The 24,855-nt window shown below is 46.6% G+C and carries 19 protein-coding genes and 1 pseudogene; 16 read left to right on the top strand and 4 right to left on the bottom strand.

Going from position 1 to position 24,855, the window contains the following annotated elements:
* Positions 1–14: 14 nt before the first annotated feature.
* From V6C21_RS01340 to yicI, 3 genes are read left to right on the top strand one after another with little or no spacing between them, the layout of a single operon-like run.
* A complete protein-coding gene (locus V6C21_RS01340) occupies positions 15–1,808 on the top strand; it encodes a sensor histidine kinase (RefSeq protein ID WP_479268147.1) in 1,794 nt (597 codons plus the stop codon).
* Positions 1,793–2,584 (top strand): response regulator transcription factor, encoded by a 792-nt coding sequence (locus V6C21_RS01335; RefSeq protein WP_045085864.1) that lies wholly within the window; start codon positions 1,793–1,795, stop codon positions 2,582–2,584. Before V6C21_RS01340 ends, V6C21_RS01335 begins: the two co-directional genes overlap by 16 nt.
* 4 nt (positions 2,585–2,588) lie before the next feature.
* Positions 2,589–4,904 (top strand): alpha-xylosidase, encoded by a 2,316-nt coding sequence (gene yicI, locus V6C21_RS01330; RefSeq protein ID WP_479268146.1) that lies wholly within the window; start codon positions 2,589–2,591, stop codon positions 4,902–4,904.
* Positions 4,905–5,091: 187 nt separating this feature from the next.
* On the opposite strand, the gene V6C21_RS01325 is transcribed toward yicI, so the two are convergent.
* The 3 genes from V6C21_RS01325 to V6C21_RS01315 are packed head-to-tail and all read right to left on the bottom strand — an operon-like array spanning position 5,092 to position 8,052.
* The gene (locus tag V6C21_RS01325; protein WP_479268145.1) at positions 5,092–6,105 is read right to left on the bottom strand and encodes an acetylxylan esterase; all 1,014 of its coding nucleotides are present in this window, start codon (positions 6,103–6,105) and stop codon (positions 5,092–5,094) included.
* Entirely contained in the window at positions 6,102–7,049 is a 948-nt protein-coding gene (locus V6C21_RS01320) for a glycoside hydrolase family 113 (protein ID WP_045085862.1), read from the bottom strand. The genes V6C21_RS01325 and V6C21_RS01320 overlap by 4 nt, the downstream gene beginning before the upstream one ends.
* A complete protein-coding gene (locus V6C21_RS01315) occupies positions 7,036–8,052 on the bottom strand; it encodes a glycoside hydrolase family 130 protein (protein ID WP_045085861.1) in 1,017 nt (338 codons plus the stop codon). The genes V6C21_RS01320 and V6C21_RS01315 overlap by 14 nt, the downstream gene beginning before the upstream one ends.
* A 342-nt stretch (positions 8,053–8,394) precedes the next feature.
* Here V6C21_RS01315 and V6C21_RS01310 point away from each other — a divergent pair, with 342 nt between their 5' ends.
* The 6 genes and pseudogenes from V6C21_RS01310 (at position 8,395) to V6C21_RS01285 (ending at position 15,481) form a co-directional block, all read left to right on the top strand.
* Entirely contained in the window at positions 8,395–9,399 is a 1,005-nt protein-coding gene (locus tag V6C21_RS01310; protein WP_479268144.1) for a LacI family DNA-binding transcriptional regulator, read from the top strand.
* 521 nt (positions 9,400–9,920) lie between these two features.
* A complete protein-coding gene (locus V6C21_RS01305; protein WP_479268143.1) occupies positions 9,921–11,228 on the top strand; it encodes an ABC transporter substrate-binding protein in 1,308 nt (435 codons plus the stop codon).
* Between the two features lie 222 nt (positions 11,229–11,450).
* A complete protein-coding gene (locus tag V6C21_RS01300; RefSeq protein ID WP_479268142.1) occupies positions 11,451–12,215 on the top strand; it encodes a carbohydrate ABC transporter permease in 765 nt (254 codons plus the stop codon).
* Between the two features lie 2 nt (positions 12,216–12,217).
* Positions 12,218–13,108 carry a carbohydrate ABC transporter permease gene (locus V6C21_RS01295; RefSeq protein WP_479268141.1) on the top strand — a complete coding sequence of 297 codons (891 nt, stop codon included), beginning with the start codon at positions 12,218–12,220 and terminating at the stop codon, positions 13,106–13,108.
* Between the two features lie 12 nt (positions 13,109–13,120).
* Positions 13,121–14,230, top strand: a pseudogene (locus tag V6C21_RS01290) (AGE family epimerase/isomerase); the annotation flags it as partial.
* A 75-nt stretch (positions 14,231–14,305) separates the two neighbouring features.
* On the top strand, positions 14,306–15,481 hold the full coding sequence (locus tag V6C21_RS01285; protein ID WP_045086072.1) for a glycoside hydrolase family 130 protein: 1,176 nt from the start codon (positions 14,306–14,308) through the stop codon (positions 15,479–15,481).
* A gap of 59 nt (positions 15,482–15,540) precedes the next feature.
* Here V6C21_RS01285 and V6C21_RS01280 read toward each other — a convergent pair whose 3' ends face one another.
* Positions 15,541–16,947, bottom strand: a complete 1,407-nt coding sequence (locus V6C21_RS01280) for a phosphomannomutase/phosphoglucomutase (protein ID WP_479268140.1) — start codon at positions 16,945–16,947, stop codon at positions 15,541–15,543.
* Positions 16,948–17,259: 312 nt separating this feature from the next.
* Between V6C21_RS01280 and V6C21_RS01275 the strand changes: the two genes are divergently transcribed.
* The 7 genes from V6C21_RS01275 to V6C21_RS01245 all read left to right on the top strand — a co-directional run bounded on the left by V6C21_RS01275 (position 17,260) and on the right by V6C21_RS01245 (position 24,838).
* Positions 17,260–18,330, top strand: coding sequence for a mannose-1-phosphate guanylyltransferase (locus V6C21_RS01275; RefSeq protein WP_479268139.1), 1,071 nt, complete (start codon positions 17,260–17,262; stop codon positions 18,328–18,330).
* Between the two features lie 99 nt (positions 18,331–18,429).
* Positions 18,430–19,395: a thiamine pyrophosphate-dependent dehydrogenase E1 component subunit alpha gene (locus V6C21_RS01270; RefSeq protein ID WP_479268138.1), complete on the top strand. Its 966-nt coding sequence runs from the start codon at positions 18,430–18,432 to the stop codon at positions 19,393–19,395.
* Positions 19,396–19,428: 33 nt separating this feature from the next.
* Positions 19,429–20,472 (top strand): alpha-ketoacid dehydrogenase subunit beta, encoded by a 1,044-nt coding sequence (locus V6C21_RS01265; protein ID WP_034843518.1) that lies wholly within the window; start codon positions 19,429–19,431, stop codon positions 20,470–20,472.
* An 11-nt stretch (positions 20,473–20,483) separates the two neighbouring features.
* A complete protein-coding gene (locus V6C21_RS01260) occupies positions 20,484–21,521 on the top strand; it encodes an NAD-dependent epimerase/dehydratase family protein (RefSeq protein ID WP_034843519.1) in 1,038 nt (345 codons plus the stop codon).
* 130 nt (positions 21,522–21,651) lie between these two features.
* Positions 21,652–22,797, top strand: coding sequence for an O-fucosyltransferase family protein (locus V6C21_RS01255; RefSeq protein WP_034843521.1), 1,146 nt, complete (start codon positions 21,652–21,654; stop codon positions 22,795–22,797).
* A 33-nt stretch (positions 22,798–22,830) separates the two neighbouring features.
* Positions 22,831–23,889: an O-fucosyltransferase family protein gene (locus V6C21_RS01250; RefSeq protein WP_479268137.1), complete on the top strand. Its 1,059-nt coding sequence runs from the start codon at positions 22,831–22,833 to the stop codon at positions 23,887–23,889.
* Entirely contained in the window at positions 23,879–24,838 is a 960-nt protein-coding gene (locus tag V6C21_RS01245) for an O-fucosyltransferase family protein (RefSeq protein WP_479268136.1), read from the top strand. The genes V6C21_RS01250 and V6C21_RS01245 overlap by 11 nt, the downstream gene beginning before the upstream one ends.
* Positions 24,839–24,855: the final 17 nt, after the last annotated feature.

The raw sequence follows: 24,855 nt of genomic DNA, 5'->3' as shown, positions 1-24,855 counted from the left end.
GGAGAGGCAACCAGATGCACATTCTGGTCAGGGTCAAGGAAAAATTTCATCAGATGACAGTCGTAAAACAGATGATGATTGCCATTACGCTGATTGTATTTTTTTCTTTTACGGCCATTACGGTCTTTAACTATCAGCGTACCATTGATATCATCAACCGGCAGCAGTCTGATTCGAATTTGGAAATCCTGGACCTGAAGAAAAACAATTACGTCAGCTATATGAATCAATTAGAGGACTATACCATGCAGCTGCGGTATAATGACCAGATATTCAATATTATAAATTCCGGAAAACCTATTGATTATTCTGCTTATTCCACTGTCAGCTCCTTGCTCAGGAACACTTTTTTATCGCGCAATGATGTGGTTTCATACCAGTTTTACCTGCTGAAAAGCAAAACCTGTTTCAGTATCAGCAGTTCCGATTTTAATGTGAGGAGTTTTCCCTTTGGTTCCGCTGATGAGATTTACTTGTATAGACAGACTTATGCTGCAAAGGGCAATTACCTGACTTTCCGCACAGAATATGGAGACGGCAAAAAGTTTTTGACAATATGCCGTCTGTATATCAATATCAGCAATCGCCGACCGCTTGCTTTCGTAAAGATAACGGTAGACGATTCGTTCTGCCGCAATCTTTCTTCTGACAGCAGCGGTGTTCAAGGAATTCTTGGAATAATAGATCAGGATGGAAAACTTGCTTTTTCGAGTGATGGCAATGTTCTGAATACAAATTCTCTGCCACTTGTCGCTTCTGCGCTTTCGGGCAAAAACAGCAAAGGGAGCTGTTCTGTGCAGCTTTCGGGAGAAGAATACTTAGCAGTGTTCAGCGATACTGCAAACGGAAGGTGGAAGCTTATCCGGCTTCTGCCGCAGGATGTTCTTCGCCAACCGGTAGTCAACACGCGAAATATCAGCCTGCTTTTAGTTTTGGTTGCCTTTATCATTTCTGCCGGTGTTATCTATGCGCTGATCCGCGCTCAGCTTCGCCCGCTGCAGATGCTGGCAAAACAAATGCAGAACGTAGGACGCGGTGACTTCAAGACAAAAGTACAAGGGGGCGGCAGTGCCGAGGTAAACAACTTGGCAGAACAGTTTAACCGGATGACGGAGCAGATCGACGAGCTGATCCAGAAGAATTACGTCGCCGAACTCCATGAAAAAATTGCGCAAATGAAAGCACTGGAAGCGCAGGTGGACCCGCATTTCCTTTACAACACGCTGCAAACGATTTCCACAGAGGCGGTGCTTTCCGGCCAAAAAACGATACAGCGCATGGTCGAATCGCTGGCGTCTTTACTGCGGTATTCCGTCCGGGAAAAGGACTTAGTTCCGGTCAGGACGGAATTAAAGCATGTGCGCCAATATCTGTTTTTACAGACTGCCCGGTTTGAGGACAGGCTTGCCTACAGCATTGATGCGGATAAGGCACTTGAAGAGCAGATGATACCCAAGATTTCTATTCTGTCACTGGTGGAAAACTCCATCAAACACGGATTGGAAAACAGCTGCGAATTGATTTCCATAGCGGTTCAAGTGCGCACTTCGAACGATTTTCTCCGTATTACTGTAACTGATAACGGAAAGGGGATGACTGAAGAGCGGCTTGCTGAGGTTCGCAGCATGACAGAACTGGACAACGCGGAGGGCAGCAGCATTGGCCTGCCGAACCTTGCTGCGCGGCTTAAGATACTTTATGACGGACGTGCTTCTCTTTTGATTTCGAGTACACCCGGCACGGGGACGAGAGTAGATTTGATGATTCCTCTAAGTCAGAAGGGGGGAGCTTCATGTATCGATCGTTGATAATCGACGATGAAAAACCAGTTCATCGTGTAATAAAAGCATTGGGTAACTGGTACCAGTTAGATATAGCCGAGCCGGAGTCCGCTTATGACGGGAAATCGGGTCTTTCCGCTATGAGAGAGCTCCGGCCTGATATTGTTTTCTTGGACATGAAGATGCCGATGATGAACGGCAGCGAGTTTTTGAAAACGGCATATCCGGAATTTCCGCACGCAAAGATTATTGTGGTCAGCGGCTATGACGAATTTACCTTTGCCCGAACTGCAATACAGTATCATGTAATCGACTACCTGCTGAAGCCTATTGTTGAGGAGGACCTTAACAGCGCGCTGAAAAAAGCACGGGACCTCCTCGACGAAGAGAACCACGTGCAGCGCGGGGAACAAAATGAACCTTCCTCCCTGGGCGCGGAACGTCTGGCTGATGCCGTCAAGGATTATCTGGACCGCAACTATGCCCGTGATATTCATCTCTCTGAGCTGGTTGATAAATTCCATTTTTCGAAAGAATATATTTCAAGACTATTTCGAGAAAAATACGATACCGGAATCTATGAGTACGTTTTAAAATCCCGCATGACCCGCGCCAAGGAGCTGCTTTTGGAAAACGATCTCCGTATACAGTCAATCTCGGAGCGGTTAGGCTACAAGGACAGCAACTATTTCAGCAAGGCATTCCGCACATTTTACGGTATCTCTCCCTCGAAATTTCGGGAGCAGCACCTTAACAATCCCTCTGAGAATCATCAAAAACCAACATTCCTGAAAGGAAGCTGATTCAATGAAATTTACCGACGGATATTGGCTCAAAAAACCGGGCGTGGAGTTTAGCCGCGCCGTTCAAGTACGCGACATAAAAGAGGAGAAAGACAGCGTTACCATTTATGCCGCAAACCTCAATGTGACCGACCGAGGGCAGACCCTGAATCACCCGCTGCTTACAATCCGTTTTACAGCTCCAAGGCCGGACGTATTGCGGGTTGAAGCTGTGCATTTTGCAGGAACCGCTAAAAAGGAACCGCGTTTTCAGATATATGAAGAACCCTGCGAGCTTAAGGTAGAGCGCACTGAGGACGAAATTAGAATCTCGAGCGGCAAACTCACCGCAGTAGTTTCCTGCGCACATTTCCGCGTCAGATATTTCTATGACGGCCGGTTTCTTACCGGTACGTCAGACCGTCCCCTTGCCTATGTGAGTGCTCCATGGGGCAAATTTATGCTGGAGCAGTTTGGCCTCGAGATAGGCGAAAAACTGTACGGACTCGGCGAGCGGTTTACCCCGTTTGTCAAAAACGGACAGACGGTCGATATATGGAATGCGGACGGCGGCACCTGCTCTGATCTCGCATATAAGAATGTGCCGTTTTATATTTCCAACCGTGGGTACGGCGTATTCGTCAACAACAGCGGCCGCGTTTCCTACGAGATTGCTTCGGAAACAGTGTCTTGTGTCCAGTTCAGCGTGCCGGGCGAAAAGCTGGAATATATGGTCATAGGCGGAGATGACATGAAAGGGGCACTGCGGAACTACACTTCCCTCACCGGACGTCCTGCACTGCCTCCCGCATGGACTTTTGGTCTGTGGCTGACCACTTCTTTTACAACCCAGTACGACGAAAATACTGTCAACAGCTTTGTTGACGGCATGGCCGAGCGGGATATTCCGTTGCACGTATTTCATTTCGATTGTTTCTGGATGAAGGAGTATGAGTGGTGCAACTTTGAATGGGACCCACAGGTGTTCTCTGATGTCAAGGGTATGCTTGCGCGCCTCAAGCAGAAAGGCCTTAAAATCTGCGTCTGGATCAATCCTTACATTGCCCAGAAGTCGGCGCTATTTGAGGAAGGACGCAAAAATGGGTATTTCTTGAAGCGGCCGAACGGCGATGTATGGCAGTGGGATCTCTGGCAGCCGGGTATGGCAATCGTGGACTTTACTAATCCGGCAGCCTGCGACTGGTACTGCAGCAAACTGCAGAGGCTGATTGATCTCGGCGTAGACTGCTTTAAGACAGATTTCGGCGAGAGAATCCCAACCGATGTAGTCTATTATGACGGTTCCGACCCAGAGATGATGCACAACTATTATACATTACTTTACAACCGCACAGTGTTTGAACTGTTGCGCAAAAACTTCGGCGAGAACAATGCCGTTCTGTTTGCACGCAGCGCCACAGTCGGAGGACAGCAATACCCGGTGCATTGGGGCGGTGACTGCGAGGCAAAGTACAGTTCTATGGCGGAGAGCTTGCGCGGGGGACTTTCTCTGTGCCTTTCCGGATTCGGGTTCTGGAGCCACGATATCAGCGGCTTTGAGAATACGGCGACACCTGACCTCTACAAACGCTGGGCTGCCTTTGGCCTGCTTTCTACCCACAGCCGCCTGCATGGCAGCAACAGTTACCGAGTGCCGTGGTTGTTCGACGAGGAGTCCGTCGATGTAGTTCGTTACTTTACAAAACTGAAATGCCGCTTGATGCCGTACCTATACTCGATGGCCTGCGAAACTCACCGTACCGGTGTGCCCTGTATGCGTGCAATGGTGCTGGAGTTCCCCGATGACCCCACCTGCGATTCGCTGGATCGCCAGTACATGCTGGGCGATTCGCTGTTGGTCGCACCTATTTTCCATGAGGACGGAACGGTGGAATACTATCTGCCAAAGGGGAAATGGACACATTTGCTTACCAATGAGACCGTCGAAGGCGGCTCATGGAGGCGGGAGCACTATGACTATTTTGGCCTGCCGCTGTTTGTCAGACCGAATACAATACTTGCGCTCGGTAACAACGAGCAGAGGCCCGATTATGATTACTCCAACGGCCTGACACTGGAGGTATTTGAGCTTTCAGATTATGAGCCGGCACAGGCGGAAATCTTTAATCAGGACGGAAGTCCTATGCTGCGGGTTGAGGCGCGCAAAGACGGGAGCCGCGTAACCATTCATTTTGAGGGAAAAGCGACGGGCCTGTGTGTGCGGATGCGGGGTATTTCAAAAGTCAGCGGACTTTCCGGTGCAACAGGGGAAGAAACAAAAGAGGGCATAATGCTGTTGGTTGACCCGTCTCTCGGCGACGTCACGTTTACAATCGAATAAGATGCAACCGTAAAACAGTGATTAGGGCTTTCGGTCCAAAAGACCGAAAGCCCTTTTTACTGCCGCCAAAATGAGCAAAAAAGCTCCCTGTGATACTTAAAGCAGCCCAGTCAACTGCTAATCAAGTATCCAGGGAGTATGAAGGGGATATGTATTGCTTCGGCAGGGAAGCAGAAGCAATAGTTAATTAAAGGAGGCTTTCAAAAAACTCAAGGATATAATCACCTGAATATGGGAGGTATTCATGACCGTATTCAGGGAAAAACACACGCTGTTTATTTGATGTTATGCCGTTATATGCTGCCATCTGCGAGAAGGGAGGGCAAACCTTGTCCATCAGCGCCGTAGTCCACAAAACATCGCATTTTATATCCTTTGTGCGGTTCTTGAGGTCAATATAGCCAAGCCGGTCAAAGAAGAAATCTTCTTTTCTGTGAAGCGGGTCGCGCTGGCGGAAATACCAGGTTATCTCTTCATAGCAGGGGCAGTCAAAATTAAACTTATAGATACCGCGGAAATCGCATAAAAAAGGATAAACCGGCGCCGCACCTTTAAGGGACGGTACGAGGCTTGCACATGCTACGGTAAGAGCGCCGCCTTGAGACGCACCTGTCGCAAAAACATTGTTTTCATCGACGAAATCGAAACTCATTAAAATTTTTGCAGTCTGCGCCGCGTCAAGGAATACGTTTCTGTAGAACATGTTGTCCGGATTTTCGGATTCAAGGCCTCTTATTATATGTCCGCTCTGTGTGTTGCCTTTTCTGTAAACGCCGTTATCCTCGCTTTCTCCGCCTTGGCCTCGCACATCCATTGCCAAGACGCAGAAGCCCTCTTCGACATAGCCGAGCTTTGACGACCAGTCACCGATATTGGTCCAGTAACCGTGAAACATTGCCACACCTGGCATTTTTCCCTTAATGTTTTTTGGTATAAGCAGCTGGCAGTGGATTTTTGCTCCGCCGGCACCGGTAAAATACAGGTTGTATGCCTTGCAGCCGCGCGGATGGAATTCCGGCTCAGCCAGCTCGTAGCTTATGGGCAGCGCGTTGAGTTCCGCCTTGGCCCTGTCCCAATATGCGTCGTAGTCGGCGGGAGGATCGCCGACGCCGCGGTAGTTTTCAAGATTCTCTATCTGCTCTTTGTAGAGCTTAGATAAGGGGTTTATCTCACTTTCAGAAAAATAAAATTTTCTGTTCAAGCTGATTCCTTCTTCTTGGTATAATATTTTTTGACGACATTGCAGGCCGGTTTTCCAAAGATGCAGTAATCGTCGTTTTCTTTTCCCTTGCTCTCAGGATAAAGCTCGGCAGGCCAATCCCACAGCCCAAATCCCTTAAACCAAGGGTATGGGTCGGTACTATCAAACATTGTTTGATAATACTTCTTCTGTTCAGACAGACTTAAACGCCCTTTATGTTCCCAGTTGTAGGGCTCCATTGCCGAACCCTCACGGGATGGACAGCCAGCCTCCATGAAAAAGAACGGTTTCTTGACTTGCTCAACAAAGCGCGCAATCCTTGAAAGCTGCTCCGGCCATTCGTTGATTGCATAATAGCCGCTGGCTGATACGGCGTCGACCGCGTCCCAAAAGTCTACCTTTTCCTCGCGGTATTTATCAGTGTTGTAGGTAAGATAACCGCTGTAAACTCCGCGGATTTTTTGAAGGAGAGCCCGCCATTCGGCTTCTCTTTTCTCGGTGCCGATCATCTCGCACCCGGCGCAAAACATAAAGCAATGCGTTGATTCGGCTATCCTCGCAAAGTCCAAAATAAATTCTTCATACGAGGCAAACCACTCTTTCCATGCTTGCTCATCGCTGCCCATGTCAATAAAGGCGCGCCATAATCCGCTTTTTATATTGAGAATAGGTTTTAGGATAACACGGAGCCCCAGACTGTGAGACAATTCTATAATACTGACCACTTCTTCGGGACTTACCGTTCCTTCGCCGGTGTAGTCTATCACGGTTGACTTTTCATTCGCCTGATAAGCGGTAGGCGCCAACACTACCGTATCGGCTCCGGTTTTTTTCGCCATAAGTTTCAGCGATTGTTTTGCGCTTTTTGTTTCCCATGCGCCGCGCGGGCTCATAAAGCCCCAGGTTACGCCCTTTATGTAAGAAAACGTATTATATGTACTCATCGCTGTCACCCGGGCAGAGAGAAGAGTTGTTGATTAATTCGTCCATAATCAGATCAAGCTGAGTGAACGCAACGGCGACATAAGTATCCGCGGCGCCGTAATAGATCGCGATTCTGCCGGTTTCTGCGTCCTGGAGAGTTGCGCATGGGAATACGACATTGGGTACAAATCCGCGTGTCTCGTAATCCTTTTCCGGTGTCAGCAGATACTCCTTTGTGCGGTAGAGCACCTTGCTGGGATTGTCAAGGTCAAGGAGGGCCGCGCCGAAGCTGTAAACGAAGCCGTTGCATGTGCCCGAAACGCCGTGATAGAAAAGCAGCCATCCGGCATTTGTTTCAATCGGCGCCGGACCGGCTCCTATTTTAACTCTTTGCCACCAGCCGCCGCCTTTGGTCATTACGCGCCTGTGCCTGCCCCAATAGACGAGGTCGGGGCTTTCGCTTATGAAAATATCGCCGAAAGGAGTATGTCCGCTGTCGCTCGGGCGGCTGAGCATTACATATTTGCCTCCGATTCTGCGGGGGAACAAAACGCCGTTGCGGTTGAAGGGAATAAAGGGGTTTTCAAGCCTTGTGAAGGTTTTAAAATCCTCTGTGACGCCAAGTCCCAGAGCCGCTCCGCCAAAATCAGTGCACCAGACGATATAATATTTGTCTTCAATCTTTATCACTCTTGGGTCGTAAGCATATCGGGGTTGAAAAGGATTGCCGTTCTCGTCATACCAGCGGATCTCATCATCGTCAATCTCCCAGGATAAACCGTCGGAGCTTCTGCCTAAGTGCAGCCGAGCTATACCGTCCTTATGGTCAGCCCGGAAAACGCCCATAAAGCCGCCTTTGTACGGAACGACCGCGCTGTTGAACACCCGTGCTGTTTTCGGGGTCGGGTTCCAATCAATAATCGGGTTTGATGTATAGCGCCAGACAGCACTCGTGCAGCCCTTGGGCCTGTCCTGCCAGGGCATTTGGGGCAGCGCCTCACCTATAATCTTGAAGTTTTTCATAAAATCATAACCTTCCCAAAAAAATCGGCAAAAGTTACTTTATTGTTACTTTACAATTATTATACTATGCGGTATCATTATGTCAATAGATTTTTTAATAATTTATCATCAGAATTACTTTGACGGAAAAATGTTGGTAAATTGCGGCATCGTTTAATAAAGCAGGATAGTTTTCGACACTTTATATTCCTGCTATTGACAACGATTTAAATTCAAGTATTATATTTATTGAAATATAACGTTACACCAAAAATCAGATGAGAACAGCAAAAACGATGCCGGGGAAAACCCAAACCGGTATGTTTGTCATAGAATATCAAAATATTAGGAGCCAAAGAGAAGATGAAAAATAGGGTTAGTATGCAGGATATAGCCGACAAAGTCGGAGTTTCAAAGGTCACTGTCTCAAAGGTGCTGAGGGGACAGAGCGACGTTTCTGAGTCGATGCGTGACAAGGTACTTGAAACGGCGAAAGAGCTTGGTTATGTCTATAAAGGCAGCACTCAGCAGGAATGTGATATATCTAAAATTATTGTGATGACCCCGGAGCATTTTCTCGGAAGAAGCGACTCTTTTTATATAAAGCTTTTCAAGGTTCTTTCGGAAAAGCTTGACAAGCTCGGCATTGACACAAAACTTGTTATAGTAGACACCGAAAGCGAAAAGGAGTTAATTGTCCCCGACGCGGTAAAAAACCGCGCGGCCGACGGCCTGATCGTATTGGGTCAGTTTTCAAGGAAATATCTCAAGAATCTTGTCAGCTATGAATTGCCGCTTATTTTCTTAGACTTTTATTACGACGGATTCGATGTGCCAAGTATAATTACAGACAACTTTTTTGGAGCCTATGAGATAACAAATGCCCTTATCAAAAAAGGGCACAGAAGAATAGGGTTTGTAGGCAATATAAACTCTACAAGCAGCATACAGGACAGGTATCTCGGCTATTACAAGGCTCTGCTTGAATACAATATACCGCTGAATCCTAAGTGGATTCTGAATGACAGAACAGAAGACGGTATAACCATAGATATAGAACTGCCGGACGAAATGCCGACGGCATTTGTCTGCAACTGCGACGAGATTGCCCTTTCGCTCGTAAATAAACTGAAGCGGCATGGGTACAGAATCCCGGAGGATATCTCGATAGCCGGTTTTGATGATACGGCTCATTCGAAGTTATGTGACCCTCCGATTACCACCGTGCATATAAGCCTGGATGAGATGGCAAATATGGCAATAAGAACGATTATGAAAAAGATAAACAAAAATACGGCAAACAACAATAGGATGTTGGTAAAAGGCAAGATCGTGAACAGGAAGTCACTTGCCGCACCGAGAGATTAAAAATAAAAAGTCAGATAAGCACCAGAATCAAGCGCCGCACTTGAATGTGCGGCGCTTTTTTATCGATAATTATTCGCCCGTCGGATTGCGGTCAGAGAAACTTAAAGATAAAAACCTTATGAGAGGCAATATGAGACTTTAAGATCTGCAGGCATAAAAGCATAAAGCGCAGGCAGACTATAGCGGATGCTGCAGTATGCGCCTTCCATCTATACCTTTGAGATACCCGCCGACAATATTAGTTATAGATTTGCACATTTTATGAGTTAACATCTGTTATATGATAAATTAAGTAACACTCACATAGTGACGTAAAGTATTTCATAAGCAGGAAAGGAACGACAACCCCACAATTATTGTGCACAATAAACAAAAAGTATTGCAAAAATGCATCAATATAATAAAAAATTGCAGCTACGCCAAGATTATTCTAATAATATTATTGACAAAGCTGCGGAAGTGGGTACAATAATAAGTGTAACGTTACGTTTATATAATTTACTTAACAAGGAGGAAAAACGATGAAAAAGCTAATTTGTCTCTTTGTTGCGGCAGCAATGGTTGTTTCCTTTGCAGGCTGCTCAAACAACAAGAAATCGTCCTCTGGCTCAAAGAATTCGAATGTAACGCTTAAGGTTTTGACTCACTGGACAAACCTTACTAAATCCGACGGAAGCGGATGGCTCGATAAGTTTGCGGATAAATTCGAAAAAGAGACCGGAGCTAAAGTAAAGTTTGAGGCAATAACCGACTATGCAACGGAAGTAAAGACACGTCTTTCGAGCGGAAATTACGGCGATGTACTTGATATTCCAACAGGCGTAGCGACATCAGATTTACCCTCGTTTTTCGCCAAAATAGGAAACAGCAATGACGACGATCTTAAAGATTACTACTATACATATGTTGACGGAATTAAGAACAGCGACGGAAGCTATGACGTATATGGTTTAAGCTATGGTCTCAGCATTGTCGGAGCGGTTTACAACAAAGCTGCATTCAAAAAGGCCGGAATAGACGAGTTCCCGACCACGCTTGACGGTCTTTATGATGCCTGCGCAAAGCTTAAAGCAGCCGGCATTGTACCAGTTGCGATTAACTTCAAGGATAAATGGCCCCTTTCCTCCGCTTTCGATGCAATTCCGCTTTTCGCATCCCACGACGGGAACTGGCAAAATACTGTTTATAAGACCACCGATTTGTTCAGCGCGGATAAGCCGTACGGTGTTTCGCTGAGTATCCTGAACAAGCTTGTAAGCAACAAATGGGTTGAGCCTGACCTTACAACTACAAACTGGGAGCAGTCAAAATCCGACCTCGGCACAGGAAAAGTTGGTATGATGTTCCTCGGCAGCTGGGCGGTTCCTCAGATGGCTGCAGCAGCAACAAACCCGGACGATATCGGTTTTGCTCCGATTCCAACTGACAACACAGGAAAGCTGTATACCTACGCGTCACAGGACTATATGATGGGTATTGCAAAGAATACAAAGTATTATGACCTTGCTAGAAAATATCTCATGGAATTTACGGCCTCAGATTTTGCTGGAACTCAGGGCTTTGCACCGATTATCAAGGGGCAGGAGAGTTCAGACAAGGTAATCAAGGACTTCATGGCAACCGGAGTTACTGTGATCATGGGTGAGCCGGGTGAAACAGGAGAAGAAGGCTCAAACATGACCAAAATTGGCAATGAAGCCGGAATAGACTTCTGGGGTGGAATGTATCTTCAGGATGTAGCGATTGCATCCCAGCAGGGTAAATTTGACCAAGTTGTTAAAGAGCTTAACAAGAGATGGAACGAAGCTAAGACAACATGCGGTTTCTGATTAAGGAAGAAAATGTAATATCGGGAGGTGTCCCAGAAGGCTTTTGCATAAAAGTCTCTGAGGCCTCCCTTTTTCTAAAACCGGGCTTTACGTTTTGTGTTAGGTTGTGAGGATATGTTTCGAAATTTAAGCTACAAAGTACAGAAAAGAATAACCATCATATCGTTTCTGATACTTCCTGTTTTATTCCTAATAGTTTTCACATTTATCCCGGCAATGAATATGATTTGGTACAGTTTTACAGACTGGAACGGATATAGCTTGACCAAAAGGTTTATAGGTTTTGCTAACTATAAAAGGATTTTCACAAATCCAGCAAATTTTAAACCTTTATTCAACAGTCTCTATTACTTTTTCGGTGGTCTAATTCAGATAGCGATTGCGTTCTACTTCGCTGTTGTTCTGAACTCAAAGGTTTTTGCAAAGAATGTATTCAAAGGGCTGTTTTTCTTTCCATATCTTATTAACAGTGTTGCTATCTCACTCATTTTTGTATTCTTTTTCCAGCCGCAAGGGACGCTTGATGCAGTACTCAAGCTGTTTGGCATAACGGGGACGCCCCAGTGGCTCGGAAATCCTCATATCGCGAATTATTCATTGGCGGCTACGTCAATTTGGAGATATTTCGGCTACAACTTTATAATATTTCTCGGTGCAATCCAATCAATTCCGGATGACATCATTGAAGCTGCTGTACTCGATGGAGCATCTGCTTGGCAAAGAACCAGATATATTACGATTCCCAGCGTTAAAAATATTATAAAGCTCAATTTAATTCTGAATATTTCCGGAGCCATAAGCGTATTTGAAATACCGTATATTATGACATCGGGAGCTAACGGGACAAACACGTTTGTTATCCAGACGGTAAACACCGCATTTACTCTTCAGCATGTAGGTCTTGCATCCGCAATGGCTGTGGTGGTTTTGATTATCGTTTCCGTAACGACTATACTTTCAAACGTACTTATCAAGGGGGATGATTGATCATGTACGGTAACAAAAACGCTGCGGCCGCGGATAGTTTAGAAAAACGCTATTTAGCTTTGAAGATAAAAAAGATTATATTTGATATTTTAAAGTACTTTACACTGATACTTATGTCTTTGATTTTCATCCTGCCGATTCTAACGATAGTGCTCGGGTCTTTTAAAGACCATACTGAGTTTTATACTATGAGTAAGCTTGCCCTACCCAAAAGTTTTGCAAACATAAGCAACTTCAAAACCGCTTTTATCGATGGGGGCATGCTTAACGGCTTTAAGAATACAGTCATTATCCTCGCGTTTTCCCTGACTGGGTCAATACTCTTTGGCGCAATGGTCGGCTATGTTGTGAGTCGATTTGATTTTTGGGGTAAAAAACTGATTTTGGGACTATTCTTTGCCGCTATGCTTATTCCTATGGTTACGACACAGGTTGCTACATATCAGATTGTGGCGCACCTTCACCTCGTTGACACGATATGGTCGGCCATTGTGCTCTATCTTGGCGCAGATGTGATGAGCATTTATATAATGATGCAGTTTGTTGATTGTCTGCCTGTCAGTATTGACGAATCAGCAATGCTAGATGGGGCTTCTTATTTTACGATTTTCTTCAGATGCATACTGCCTAATCTAAAGCCCGCAATCGCAACTATTGCCATTATTAGGGGCGTCGCCATCTATAACGACTTTTATATTCCATTTCTTTATATGCCTGACTCGAACCTTGGTACCATGTCAACGTCGTTGTTCAGGTTCAAGGGTCCGTACGGCAGCTCATGGGAAGTAATTTGCGCAGGCGTAATCCTTGTAATGGTTCCTACGCTTATAGCTTTTCTCGCACTTCAGAAATATATTTACAACGGTTTTACATCAGGTTCGGTAAAAGGCTGAAATTCTGCAATAATGCTGAGATTCGTTAAAAAAGGAATATGCGATATGAATATGATACTTAAAGATGAATTAGAAGATGAGCTGTTTAACAGGCTGGTTCCGTTTTGGAGCGGCTTGCGGGATGACACATACGGTGGGTTTTACAGTTTCGCGGATTTTAACGGAAAGGTTGATAAAAAAGCAGCAAAGGGCTGCATACTAAATTCGCGAATCCTCTGGTTTTTCTCCGCTGTCTATGCTCTGAACAAGGATGAAGCCGCCCTTTCATGCGCGGAACATGCCTTCAGATTCCTCAAGGATAGATTCCTTGACAAGGAAAAAGGAGGCCTATATTGGTCAGTAAATTATGACGGAACGCCGCTTGATGACAGAAAGCATACATATGTGCAGTCATTCGGTATTTACGCGCTTGCTCAATATTCAATCTCGACCGGCGATGCCTTGGCCCGCTCGCTTGCGCTAAGCCTTTTTGAACTTGTCGAGGATAAATGCAGGGACGAAAAGGGCTATCTTGAGGAGTTTGACCGCAGCTGGCGGGTGAAAAACAATGAGATGCTCAGTGAGCACGGCATCAATGCGGCACGCACAATGAATACTCATCTGCATCTGATAGAAGCATATACGACGCTTTACAAGGCGACACATGACAAACGCGTGGGAAGACGACTGGCGTATTTGTTGGACATAGTTAAAACAAAGATTTATGATGAAAAGAAAAGAAGTTTAAAGGTATTCTTTGACGAAGATTTTAACGAAGTGCTTGATATACGCTCATATGGGCATGACATAGAGGCAAGCTGGCTTATCGACCGCGCGACGGAAGCACTTGGAATAGAGCGGCTTCCGCTGACGCTTGCTATCGCCAAAGAAATCTACAAAAGCGCCTATTCATCGGACGGAGTTATAAATGAAACGGTGAAAGGGGTTACTGACAGGCATAAAATCTGGTGGGTTCAGGCGGAAAGCGTAGTAGGATTTTTAAACGCCGGTTTAAAAACCTGCAGTCACAAGTTTCTGGCGGCAGGCGTCAACCTGTGGAATTATATCAGGAACAACGTATTTGACCGCAATACTGGGGAATGGTATTCAGAACTCGATGAGCGGGACAATCCACTTCAAATTCCAGTTGTTTCCTCATGGAAGTGCCCTTATCACAACGGCCGAATGTGCATAGAGGCGCTGAAAATGCTCTCCGGAATGGATTCAGTGTTTAAGACAAAGTACATTAACAGGCTGAACAAATACTGTGCACTGGTCCAGCAGAAGAACAAGCCGGCCGATGATGACAACGGCATATATGTGCGCTATCAAAACCCGGTGCTCACAAGAGAACATGTCCCCCTTGCTTGGCGCTACGACCTTAACGAGAAAAGCAACCCCTTCTTTCAGGAAAGGATGGGCATTAACGCGGTTTTTAATCCGGGCGCAATAGAGTTTGACGGGAAATACTGCCTCGTGGCGAGAGTAGAGGGAGTTGACCGCAAATCCTTCTTCGCCGTGGCGGAAAGCAAAAACGGGATCGACGGGTTCTGCTTCCGCGATTATCCCATTGTTTTGCCGGACTCAGACATTGAGGAGACCAACGTCTATGATATGCGCTTGACTTACCATGAGGACGGCTGGATTTATGGTGTCTACTGCGCGGAGCACAAGGATCCGGACGCGCCGGCCGATGATTTGTCATCAGCGGTGGCGAGGGCGGCGATAGTCCGCACCCATGACCTTGAACACTGGGAGCGGTTGCCTTACCTCAAAACGCCGTCGCCTCAGCAGCGCAATGTCGTGCTGCATCCCGAATTCGTCAACGGGAAGTACTGCTTTTACACCCGGCCTATGGACAGCTTCATTGAGGCTGGGAGCGGAAGCGGCATTTGCATAGGATACTGCGATGATATCACGAACCCGGTCATAGAAAAGGAAAAAGTTTTAAGCCCGCGGAGGTATCATACGATAACCGAGGCTAAAAACGGCGAGGGCTGTGTCCCGATAAAGACACCGCGGGGCTGGATACATATCGCACATGGTGTCCGCGGCACTGCCTCAGGACTCAGGTATGTAATCTATCTGTATGTGACAGCGCTGGATGATGTAGAACGTATAATTGCGGAGCCCGCAGGGTATTTGATTGCGCCTTTCGGCACTGAGAGGGTCGGAGACGTATCGAATGTGGTGTTTACAAACGGCGCCATTGCAAAAGAAAACGGCGACGTTTACATCTACTATGCCTCAAGCGATACAAGAGTCCATGTTGCGGTGACAACAGTGGATAGGTTGCTTGACTATGCCTTTAATACTCCTCCTGACCCGTTGAATTCCGCCGGTTGTGTCAGACAACGCATTGAGCTTATTAAGAAGAATTTAGGTGAAAACTAAATCAAAGGCGGCCAATATTCAAAAGATATTGGCCGCCTTTATATTTGCGCAGATATAACTTAACTGCCTTCCTGCTGACGGGTAAGGCTATGCAGGCTGCGGCTGCGGCTGCTGACATAGGGCTTGAGGGCATTCGCCAAAACCTGTTTTATCCGCTCACAAGCATCTTCGTTTTTACCTTCGCACCTGACAATAAGCTCAGATTCTGTGTCAGACGCGCATACAAGGCCCCAGCCGTCGTCAAAATAAGCGCGGATTCCGTCCGCTTCCACCGTATCGGTGGCCTGCCTGCGCAGCTCAATGCTGACCTTTTGAACGATATCCGATTTTTCATCTTCTTTGCAGGGGATCCTGATTTCCGGCGTCACGAATGTTTTTGGAAGGTCGGACAAAAGCAGACTCAAGGGTTTATTTGCATTGGTCAAAATCCGCAGCAGCCGTGCGGCCGCGTAAATTGCGTCGCCATAACCGTAATATTTGTCGGCGAAGAACATATGACCCGATATATCCCCTGCAAAGGGCGCATTATATTTTGCCATTTGAACCTTTATGGGTGAATAACCGCCCCTGCAGAATATTGGCCTGCCGCCGAGCCGTATTATTTCATGAATCAGTTTTTCTGAAGATTCGACATCAACAATGACATCGGCGTGGGGATGGCGGGGCAGGATCTCCCTGCAGAACAGTATCATCAGGTCATCGCCCCAGATGATATTGCCAGTTTCATCGACGACCCCGAGCCGGTCCCCGTCAATGTCGAAGCTGAGCCCTAAATCCGCATGATGTTCCTTTACAGTGTCTATCAGTAACTTCATGTTTTCAGCCCGGGCCGGACCAGATAGATAATTTGGAAATGAGGCGTTTGAATCACATGACAGCGGAACGATGCTACAGCCGAGCTTCTTCAATATTGCGGGGGCGCAGAGGCCGGTGGCACCGCTCCCACAGTCGACAGCCACTTTTACCTTGTGCCTGCCGAGTTTTATCCTCTTTGCAATCATATTTATATAATCATTTACCGGAGAGCGGAATTTATAGCTGCCTTTTCCGAGCTCAAAGGCACCCTTTTCCGCGAGAAGGCGTATTTTCTGTAGCTCGGACCCGTATAGCATTCTGCCCCCGTACAGAATTTTAAAACCGTTGTATTTCTCAGAATTACGGCTCGCCGTCACCATAATTCCGGCGCTGACGCCAAAGTCTATGCCTGCATAGTAAAATATAGGGCTTGTTACAGTGCCGATATTTATGACGTCAATGCCTGCGGAACGAAGCCCATTTATGATACAGAGCTTCAAATCAGGCGAGAACTTTCGGTTGTCACTGCCCACTATGGCATTTTTCTCACCATTTTGCCTTAGGAAAGTCCCGAAAGCCTTCCCAATCAGCTCGGCTTCATCCTTTGTTAAATCCTCTCCATAAATACCGTGTATATCGTAGGGCTTCACAATCCTTTTTAAATTGATCATTGTTAAATCTCCAATATCAAAAGTAAGATACGCTAAAAACTTGCCACTTGGTTTTGAATAAACGGGTTTACCGCATAATACGAGTCCCGTCCAGTCTGGCATTTCTTCTATTAAACATGATATTCGGACAACGTCTTTTTGCTATTTCAACATAATGCGCCAAATATAGGGTATACCGGTGATTAATCGGCATGCCCTTTCATTTTTTGTATAGATTACAGGGCAAAAAATATCACGCGACATATTATGAAATATAGCATTAAGGCAAATTTAAAATTGCCGGTATTCATATTATTCTGGAGCGTGATGAATTTGGATAGATTCGCGGTTATTATGGCGGGCGGTGCCGGCTCAAGGTTGTGGCCTCTCTCAAGGGAAAGCAGGCCCAAGCAGTTTATAGAGGTCGGTAACGGCAAATGTATGCTGCTTCAAACCATTGACCGGATAAGGGAGATTGTACCTTACGACAAGTGTTTCATTATTACAAACAAGAAGCTTTTCGATATAACGAGAAAAACAGTGGAGGATATTATCCCTGTTTCAAATATAATTTTGGAGCCTATGCGCAAAAACACAGCCGCGTGTATCGCTTATGCCGCTATGATTCTAAAAGAAAAGGCGGGACAGGGCGTATTGTGCTTTATTCCGGCGGACGGCTATGTGGGCGACGAAAACAGCTACAGAGCTGCGGTCATGCAGGCCTGCCGGGCGGCGGAAGAGACCAATAATCTCGTGGTTATCGGCATAACACCAACCTACCCGTCAACCGGATACGGCTATATTCACATAGCAAGCGAAAAAGCCGAAAACGGCGCTTATAAAGTAGAGCGGTTTGTAGAAAAGCCGGACCTTGCCACCGCAGAAAGGTATATGAAGTCCGGGGATTATCTGTGGAACAGCGGTATCCTCGTCGGTACAGCGGAGGCTATTCTTAAGAACGTAAAGAAGTATCTTCCCAATCACTTTGACAGTCTTTCCAGAGCGGTTAAGGCTGAGAATAATGGACAGCTGCCGCTGGCTATTGAAAACGCTTACAATATGCTTGAAAACATATCCTTTGACAACGGGGTTTTGGAAAAATGCAGTGCCATATCTGCAGTAAAGGGGCGATTTGACTGGGACGACATCGGCAGCCTCGGCGCCCTGCCGAGGGTATTGGGCACCGACAAAGACGGCAACGCTATAAAGGGGAATTATGTCGGCATAGACACATCAAATACGATTATCTGCGGCAACGATATGCTGGTCGCGGCGGTGGGTGTAAACAATATGGTAATCGCCGTAACGCAGGACGCTGTTCTTGTATGCCCCAAGGATAGGGTACAGGATGTAAAGGCGCTGGTGGGGCGGCTGAAAGAAAAGGGCCTTGAGCGGTATCTATAGGAAAGTATGACCGCAGGATTGCGCAGAACCCCTTCATCACAAATTCCTACAAACTCAATATTATGTTATAAGGCAGGTTTTTATGAAGGGGATGGTGTGGTGGAAAACTGCAGGTTGATTGATTTATACACGATGATGCTGAAAATCCGACTGGTTGAGCGCAGGATTGAGGCGGAATATAAATATGACGAAATAAAAACGCCGATTCATTTGTCGATTGGTCAGGAGGCGGTTGCCGTCGGCATCTGCTGCCAACTGAGAAAGGACGACTATGTTTTCGGCACGCACCGCAGTCATGCGCAGTATCTCGCCAAAGGCGGCGATTTGAAGAGCATGATTGCCGAGCTGTACCTAAGAAAAACTGGGTGCTCCCGCGGGAGAGGCGGCTCAATGCACCTGGTGGCTCCCGAGGTTGGCATATTCGGGTCAACCGCGATAGTGGGCGGGGATATCCCTCTGGGTACAGGGACGGCACTCGCCTCAAAATTGCAGCACAACGACCGGGTAACCGCAGTTTTCTTCGGAGACGGCGCAGTGGATGAGGGCACATTCCATGAGAGCCTGAATTTCGCTTCGCTGAAGAAGCTTCCGGTAATCTATATATGTGAAAACAACCTCTACGCAATAAATTCTAAGGTAACGGCGCGCCATTCTGGAGACGGCATTTACCGCTGGGCGCAAAGCTATAACATGCCAAGCTGGCAGATTGACGGAAACGACGTAATCAAGGTAATGGAAATCGGTAAAAAGGCCATTGAAAACTGCAGAAAAGGAAATGGGCCGACGTTTATCGAATGCCTCACCTACAGGTGGAAAGGGCATATCGGTACAGTCGACGACCTCGGAAAGGGGTATAGGCCTAAGGAAGAATATGATTACTGGGTTTCAAAGTGCCCGATTAAATGGTTCGGGGATTATCTGAGGTCAAAAGGCATATTGGATGACGAAACAGACAAACGGATTCACGATGAAATAAACGCCGAGATTGAGGAGGCGTTTGAATTTGCCCAAAGCTCACCAAAGCCTGAGCCGAAGGAATTAGAGGAGTCTGTTTACGCTAAATAAAGCAATTCAATTATATGAAAAAGGGGATTCGCTATGCCTTGGACAACAGTTCAAGTTGAAAAGTTAGGAGAGTTTTATATAAAAGGCGACTCGGATTCAGACAGGGTTATCTCATATAAGGACGCACTATATGAAGCGACCGACCAGGCCCTTGCCAGAGACCCCAGGGTTTTTGTATTGGGAGAGGGAGTGGACGACCCGGCCGGGGTTTTCGGCACCACCAAGGGGCTGCAAGAGAAATACGGGAAGGAGCGGGTTTTTGATACCCCTATCTGTGAGAACTCGCTGACCGGATTTGCCGCCGGCGCGGCCATGGCGGGGCTAAGGCCGATACTGGTTCACAGTAGGATGGATTTTCTGGTGCTGTCGTTAGACCAACTGACCAACCATGCGAGCAAGTGGCATTATATGTTCGGCGGCAGGGTCAATGTCCCGATGGTAGTGCGGACCATCAGCGCCCGCGGCTGGGGGTCAGGTGCCCAACATTCCCAGTGCGTTCAGGGCATGCTGATGAACACGCCGGGGCTTAAAATCGCCGCGCCCGCGACGCCCTATGACGCAAAGGGGCTGCTGATTTCAAGTATCGCGGATAACGGGCCGGTGCTTTTTGTCGAGCATAGATGGCTATACAAAACCACCGGCGGCGTACCGGAAAGCCTGTACGCCATACCTTTCGGCAAAGGCGCCATAAGGAGAAAAGGCACCGATATCACGATTGTCGCCGTCTCGTATATGGTGGTTGAGGCGATGAAGGCTGCGGAAAAACTGCAGGCTCAAGGGATATCCGCCGAGATTGTTGACCCGAGAACCATAAAGCCGATTGACGAGGATATTATTTGTGAATCCGTCGCCAAAACCGGACGGCTCCTTATAACAGATACAGGCTGCAAAACCGGCGGCGTTGCCGCGGAGATAGCCGCAATTGTCGGTGAAAAGGCGTTTCATCATCTAAAAGCGCCGATAGTCAGGGTATGCTGCCCGGATACGCCCACACCTGCCAGCGACGTTTTGGAAAAGGCGTACTATCCGAGCGCAGATACCATATGCCAGCGGGCCGCAGACCTTGTGAAACAGTAAGGGGCGTTGTTATGGACAGAATCATTAAAGAGGACTGCCTTGAGTATCTAAAGAAGATTGATTTGTCGCCGCTTAAAGGTAAAACAGTCTTTATTACCGGCGCCAACGGGCTGATTGGAACATATATTATCTATATGCTCCACCTTGCGAATCTGACTCAGGACGCGGGTATAAATATTGTCGCCACAAGCAGGAACGCCCCCTGCAGCAAGCTGTCCGATATATTCAGCGGCCGCTACACTTTTATATCGGCGGACCTTGCCAAAGACGGCGTTCCGGAGCTTCCGTTCAAAACCGATTATATTATCCACGGGGCGACCTATGCCCAGCCGGCGACGTTTATAAAAAAGTACAGGGAAACTATCCTCCTAAACACAGCGGTTACTGAAAGTCTGCTGAAGAAAGCGAAAGATGACGGGGCAAGCTTCCTTTTCTTAAGCTCTTCCGAGGTTTACGGCAACCCGGACAAGGCGCATATACCGACGCCGGAGGATTACCCGGGGCTTTGCACGCCGGTGAGCGTGCGGGCGGTCTATTCGGAGGCAAAGCGCCTCGGGGAAACCATCTGCTTCTGCTATCGCAATTTTGAAGATTTAGATGTAAAGATAGCCCGTATCTCAATGACCTACGGGCCGGGGGTTACCATCAATGACAAGCGCGTTTTGGGTGAATTCATGCGCCAGGCGCTCTTTGACCATAAGATTAAGATGATAGATGACGGCAGAAAGGAGCGGCCGTTCTGCTACATTGCCGACTCTGTGATTATGCTGCTGAATATACTCCTTTACGGCAAAGACTTTGTCTATAACGTCGGCATTAATGAGAGGATATCCATAAGGCAATTGGCAGAGGAGATATGCCGCCAAACCGGCAGCAGCCTTGAAATTGAACAGCGTAAAACGCCGACCGGCCGCAATATAGAAGAATCGCCGGAATGTGTTCAGCTTGATGTTTCCAAAGCGTGCTCTGAATTTGGCATAACCAGCTTTAAGCCCTTCAGTGAGGGACTTAAACGGACAATAGAGTGGAACATGCTCAACTTAAAATAATGCAATTTTCGCGCAGGAAACTGCGGAGACGTTGTCTCACAGAGCTTCCTGCCTTTTTTGTTTTACACCAAAAGCCTGTCACAGTCATATTATAATGTGATATTTGTTTTTTATTGGAGTGATAAAAACAATGCCCAGCGACAAATTTCTACTCATAAAAGCCTGGAGCTATATTTTGTGGAATGACGTTGAACATGTTTTATCCCAGCTTCTTATTGCCGAGCTTACTGGCAGGACGCCAGTAGTATATTGGCCGACGTATTGCCTGCATAACGGTTTTATCAATACAAACGGGTTTGAACTGTATTTTGAGCCTGTTTCAGAATATTCGATATTTGATGTTGCCAAGTCTGAATACACCTATTACCCGCCGGTATGGGACGAAGATAATCTGCTGATGGATGACCCAGACAGGGATAAGTTGGTGTACAGAAATATTGGCGATATATTGAGCAGAAAAGAGAATGTCGTGGTCGGCGATGTCTATTTTGATTTATATGACCTGATTCCTTATATAAAAAAGGATAATCCGGCGTACGGGATGACAGTAAACCAAATCTACAGTTATCTGTTTCACAAATATATACGGTTAAAACAGGATATAATCGCCGAAATCAATGGTTTTTACAGGTCATGGCTCAGCGATGAAGGCCCTGTTTTGGCTGTTCATGTGTGCGCACCGGAAAAGGATTATGAGTATAACGCCGAAAGCGGAAGAGTAGAAGGCTCAAGGTTTTACCCAAAAGGTTATCAAAACAGCAAAGATGATAAGCTTCAGACACGGTTTAAAATTCCCCTGTTTTGGCGCAAACGCGAGATTTTGAAAGCGAACGCACCGTATCACGGGGAAATTAAAAAATATGTCGACAAGTATGATATCAAAAAGATATTCCTCGTTACAAACAGCCAAGCGGTTTTGAATGAATACAAGCAGAAATACGGTTCTATGATTGTGGCAACCAAATCCAAGAGAGCCGAGGAGGACGAGAAGGTCAAGTATCTTGACAGCTATATCGTAAAAAGGCGGGCCGGGATCGATATCCTGAAAGATACCTATCTCGCGTCAATGTGCGACTTCTTTATCGGGAATGATTTCTCGAGCTTATCTCATGCAGTAACAATTATGAAAGATTGGCCGGAAGGCAACGCAAAGCTGCTTTATTGGGAATACCGCAGAAAGAAATACCCGATTAACGCAGACATTATAACAATTCAGAAAAGGAACAGTCCTTTTGCCAAAGCCAAAAAGCTGTTTAATAAGCTTTTAAAACGGTAATACGGAACTATCCTTTCTTGAGGTGCTGAAATTATGAATGAACGGTTTTTATTGATAAAATCATGGGGCTGCGGTTTCTGGTCAGATGTTGACCATGTGATGGGGCAGCTTCTCGCGGCTCAGATAACACGCAGAATCCCGGTTGTATACTGGGGCACAAACAGCCTTTATTCCGAATCCTTTACTACAAACGCCTTCGACCTATATTTTGAACCGGTGTCTGAATACACTATCCACGATATTGCGAAACCGGAATATACTTTCTATCCCCCGATTTGGAACTCAAAAAACATTATGGTGGAGGACCTCGACAAGATAGCGTGGACCTATAGGGATCTGGGCGATATGTTGGCAAGCGACGCTAATGTGGTGGTAAGCGACGTTCACTATTTTATACGGCCGATGATCCCGTATATCCCGGCGGAACACTGGGCGTACGGCATGACGGCGCATGAAATCTACCGCTGCCTTTTCAATATTTATTTGAAACTAAAGCCTGATATACAGCAAGAGATAGACGAATTTTATGACCAGAATATGAAAGGCAAAGGCCCGCTGCTGGGAGTCCATATCCGCGGTGGCGACAAGGTTCGGGAGGTAGAAAAGCTCTCTAACTTAAATAAGAGATATCAGACGGAAATAGACAAATATATAAGCAAATTCGGCATCAAGAAGATATTGCTCTTGACGGACTGCGAGGAGATATTGGAGCATTTCAAGAAGCTCTACGGCTCAATGCTTGTGTTTACTGACTGCAGGAGGGGAAAGCTGGCCGATACCAGAAACGCCGCCCATCTGCAGAACTACAGCAACAAACGGAGAAAAGGCATTGAGATTATAAAAGACACTTATCTTGGGGCAAGATGTGATTATTTCATTGGAAACGGGTATTCCAATGTTTCTTATACAGTAAAGCGGTTAAAGGACTGGCCCGATGAGCATATGACCCTTTTCTACCGTAGTTTAAAACAGGAAAAGCGCATGGCCAGAAAGAGGAAGAGAAAAGCAGCGGCAGTACGGGCCGCTTGGGCGAAAAACCATAAAATCGAGTATCCGGAATTCTACGGAGGTGTCAATACCTATGCCGACTAATAAATTTCTGTTGATCAAGGCTCTCGGACGCAGTATATGGAAAGATGTGGACCATGTAATATGCCAAATCTATGCCGCTGAGCTGACGGGACGGACCCCAGTCGTATACTGGGGCATGGAAAGCATGTATAGCACGTCAATAGATACAAATGCTTTCGAAGTATTCTTTGAACCTTTGTCGGAATATACGGTGGACGATGTAATCCGTCCTGAATTCACCTATTATCCCCCTGTTTGGAAATATGAAAATGTCATGGCGGAAGACACTGACAGACTGAAGATGGAAGGCCGCGATCTGAAGAGCATGATGGAAAGCGACGCGAATGTCGTCGTAAGCGACGTCTATTATCCCTTGAGGGCGCTTTTACCCTGGTCCACAAGTGCTCATTGGTCATATGGCATGACACCCTGTCAGATCTACCGCAGGCTGTTTAAAAAATATCTCAAGCCGAAGCCCGAGATAAAGAGGGAGATCAAGAAATTCATCAATACCCACCCTGACTTTAGGGACGAACGGCCGATTATCGGCGTCCATGTGCGGGAGGACGCCATAGTCACTGAGGTGGCGCAGTTATACGATTTGAACGAGTATTATAAGCCCCATGTATGGGACTTTATAAGCCGGTTCAATATACGGCATGTTTTCCTTATTACCGACTCCAATAAAATCTTCAGGCAGTACAAAAAGCTCTATGGCAAAAACGATATGATGATCTATCCCGAAAGCAAGAAAATCAAATTTGCGGAGCGGATTCCGACCTGCCTGCTGGACTATCCCAATAAGCGCCATAAGGGAGTTGAGATGCAAAAGGATACGATTGAAATTATCAAGGACACCTACCTGGCCGCCCAATGCGATTTCTTTATTGGCAACGGATATTCGAGCCTTTCAAATACCGTAATGCGCCTTAAAGATTGGCCTGAGACAAATATAAAGCTGCTGTACTGAGGAATTAGCTTATTTTT

It is taken from the genome of [Clostridium] cellulosi (genome assembly GCF_036762875.1).
Classification (GTDB): Bacteria; Bacillota; Clostridia; order Oscillospirales; family Ethanoligenentaceae; genus Ruminiclostridium_D; species Ruminiclostridium_D cellulosi.
This window is presented reverse-complemented; position numbering and strand designations above follow the sequence as displayed.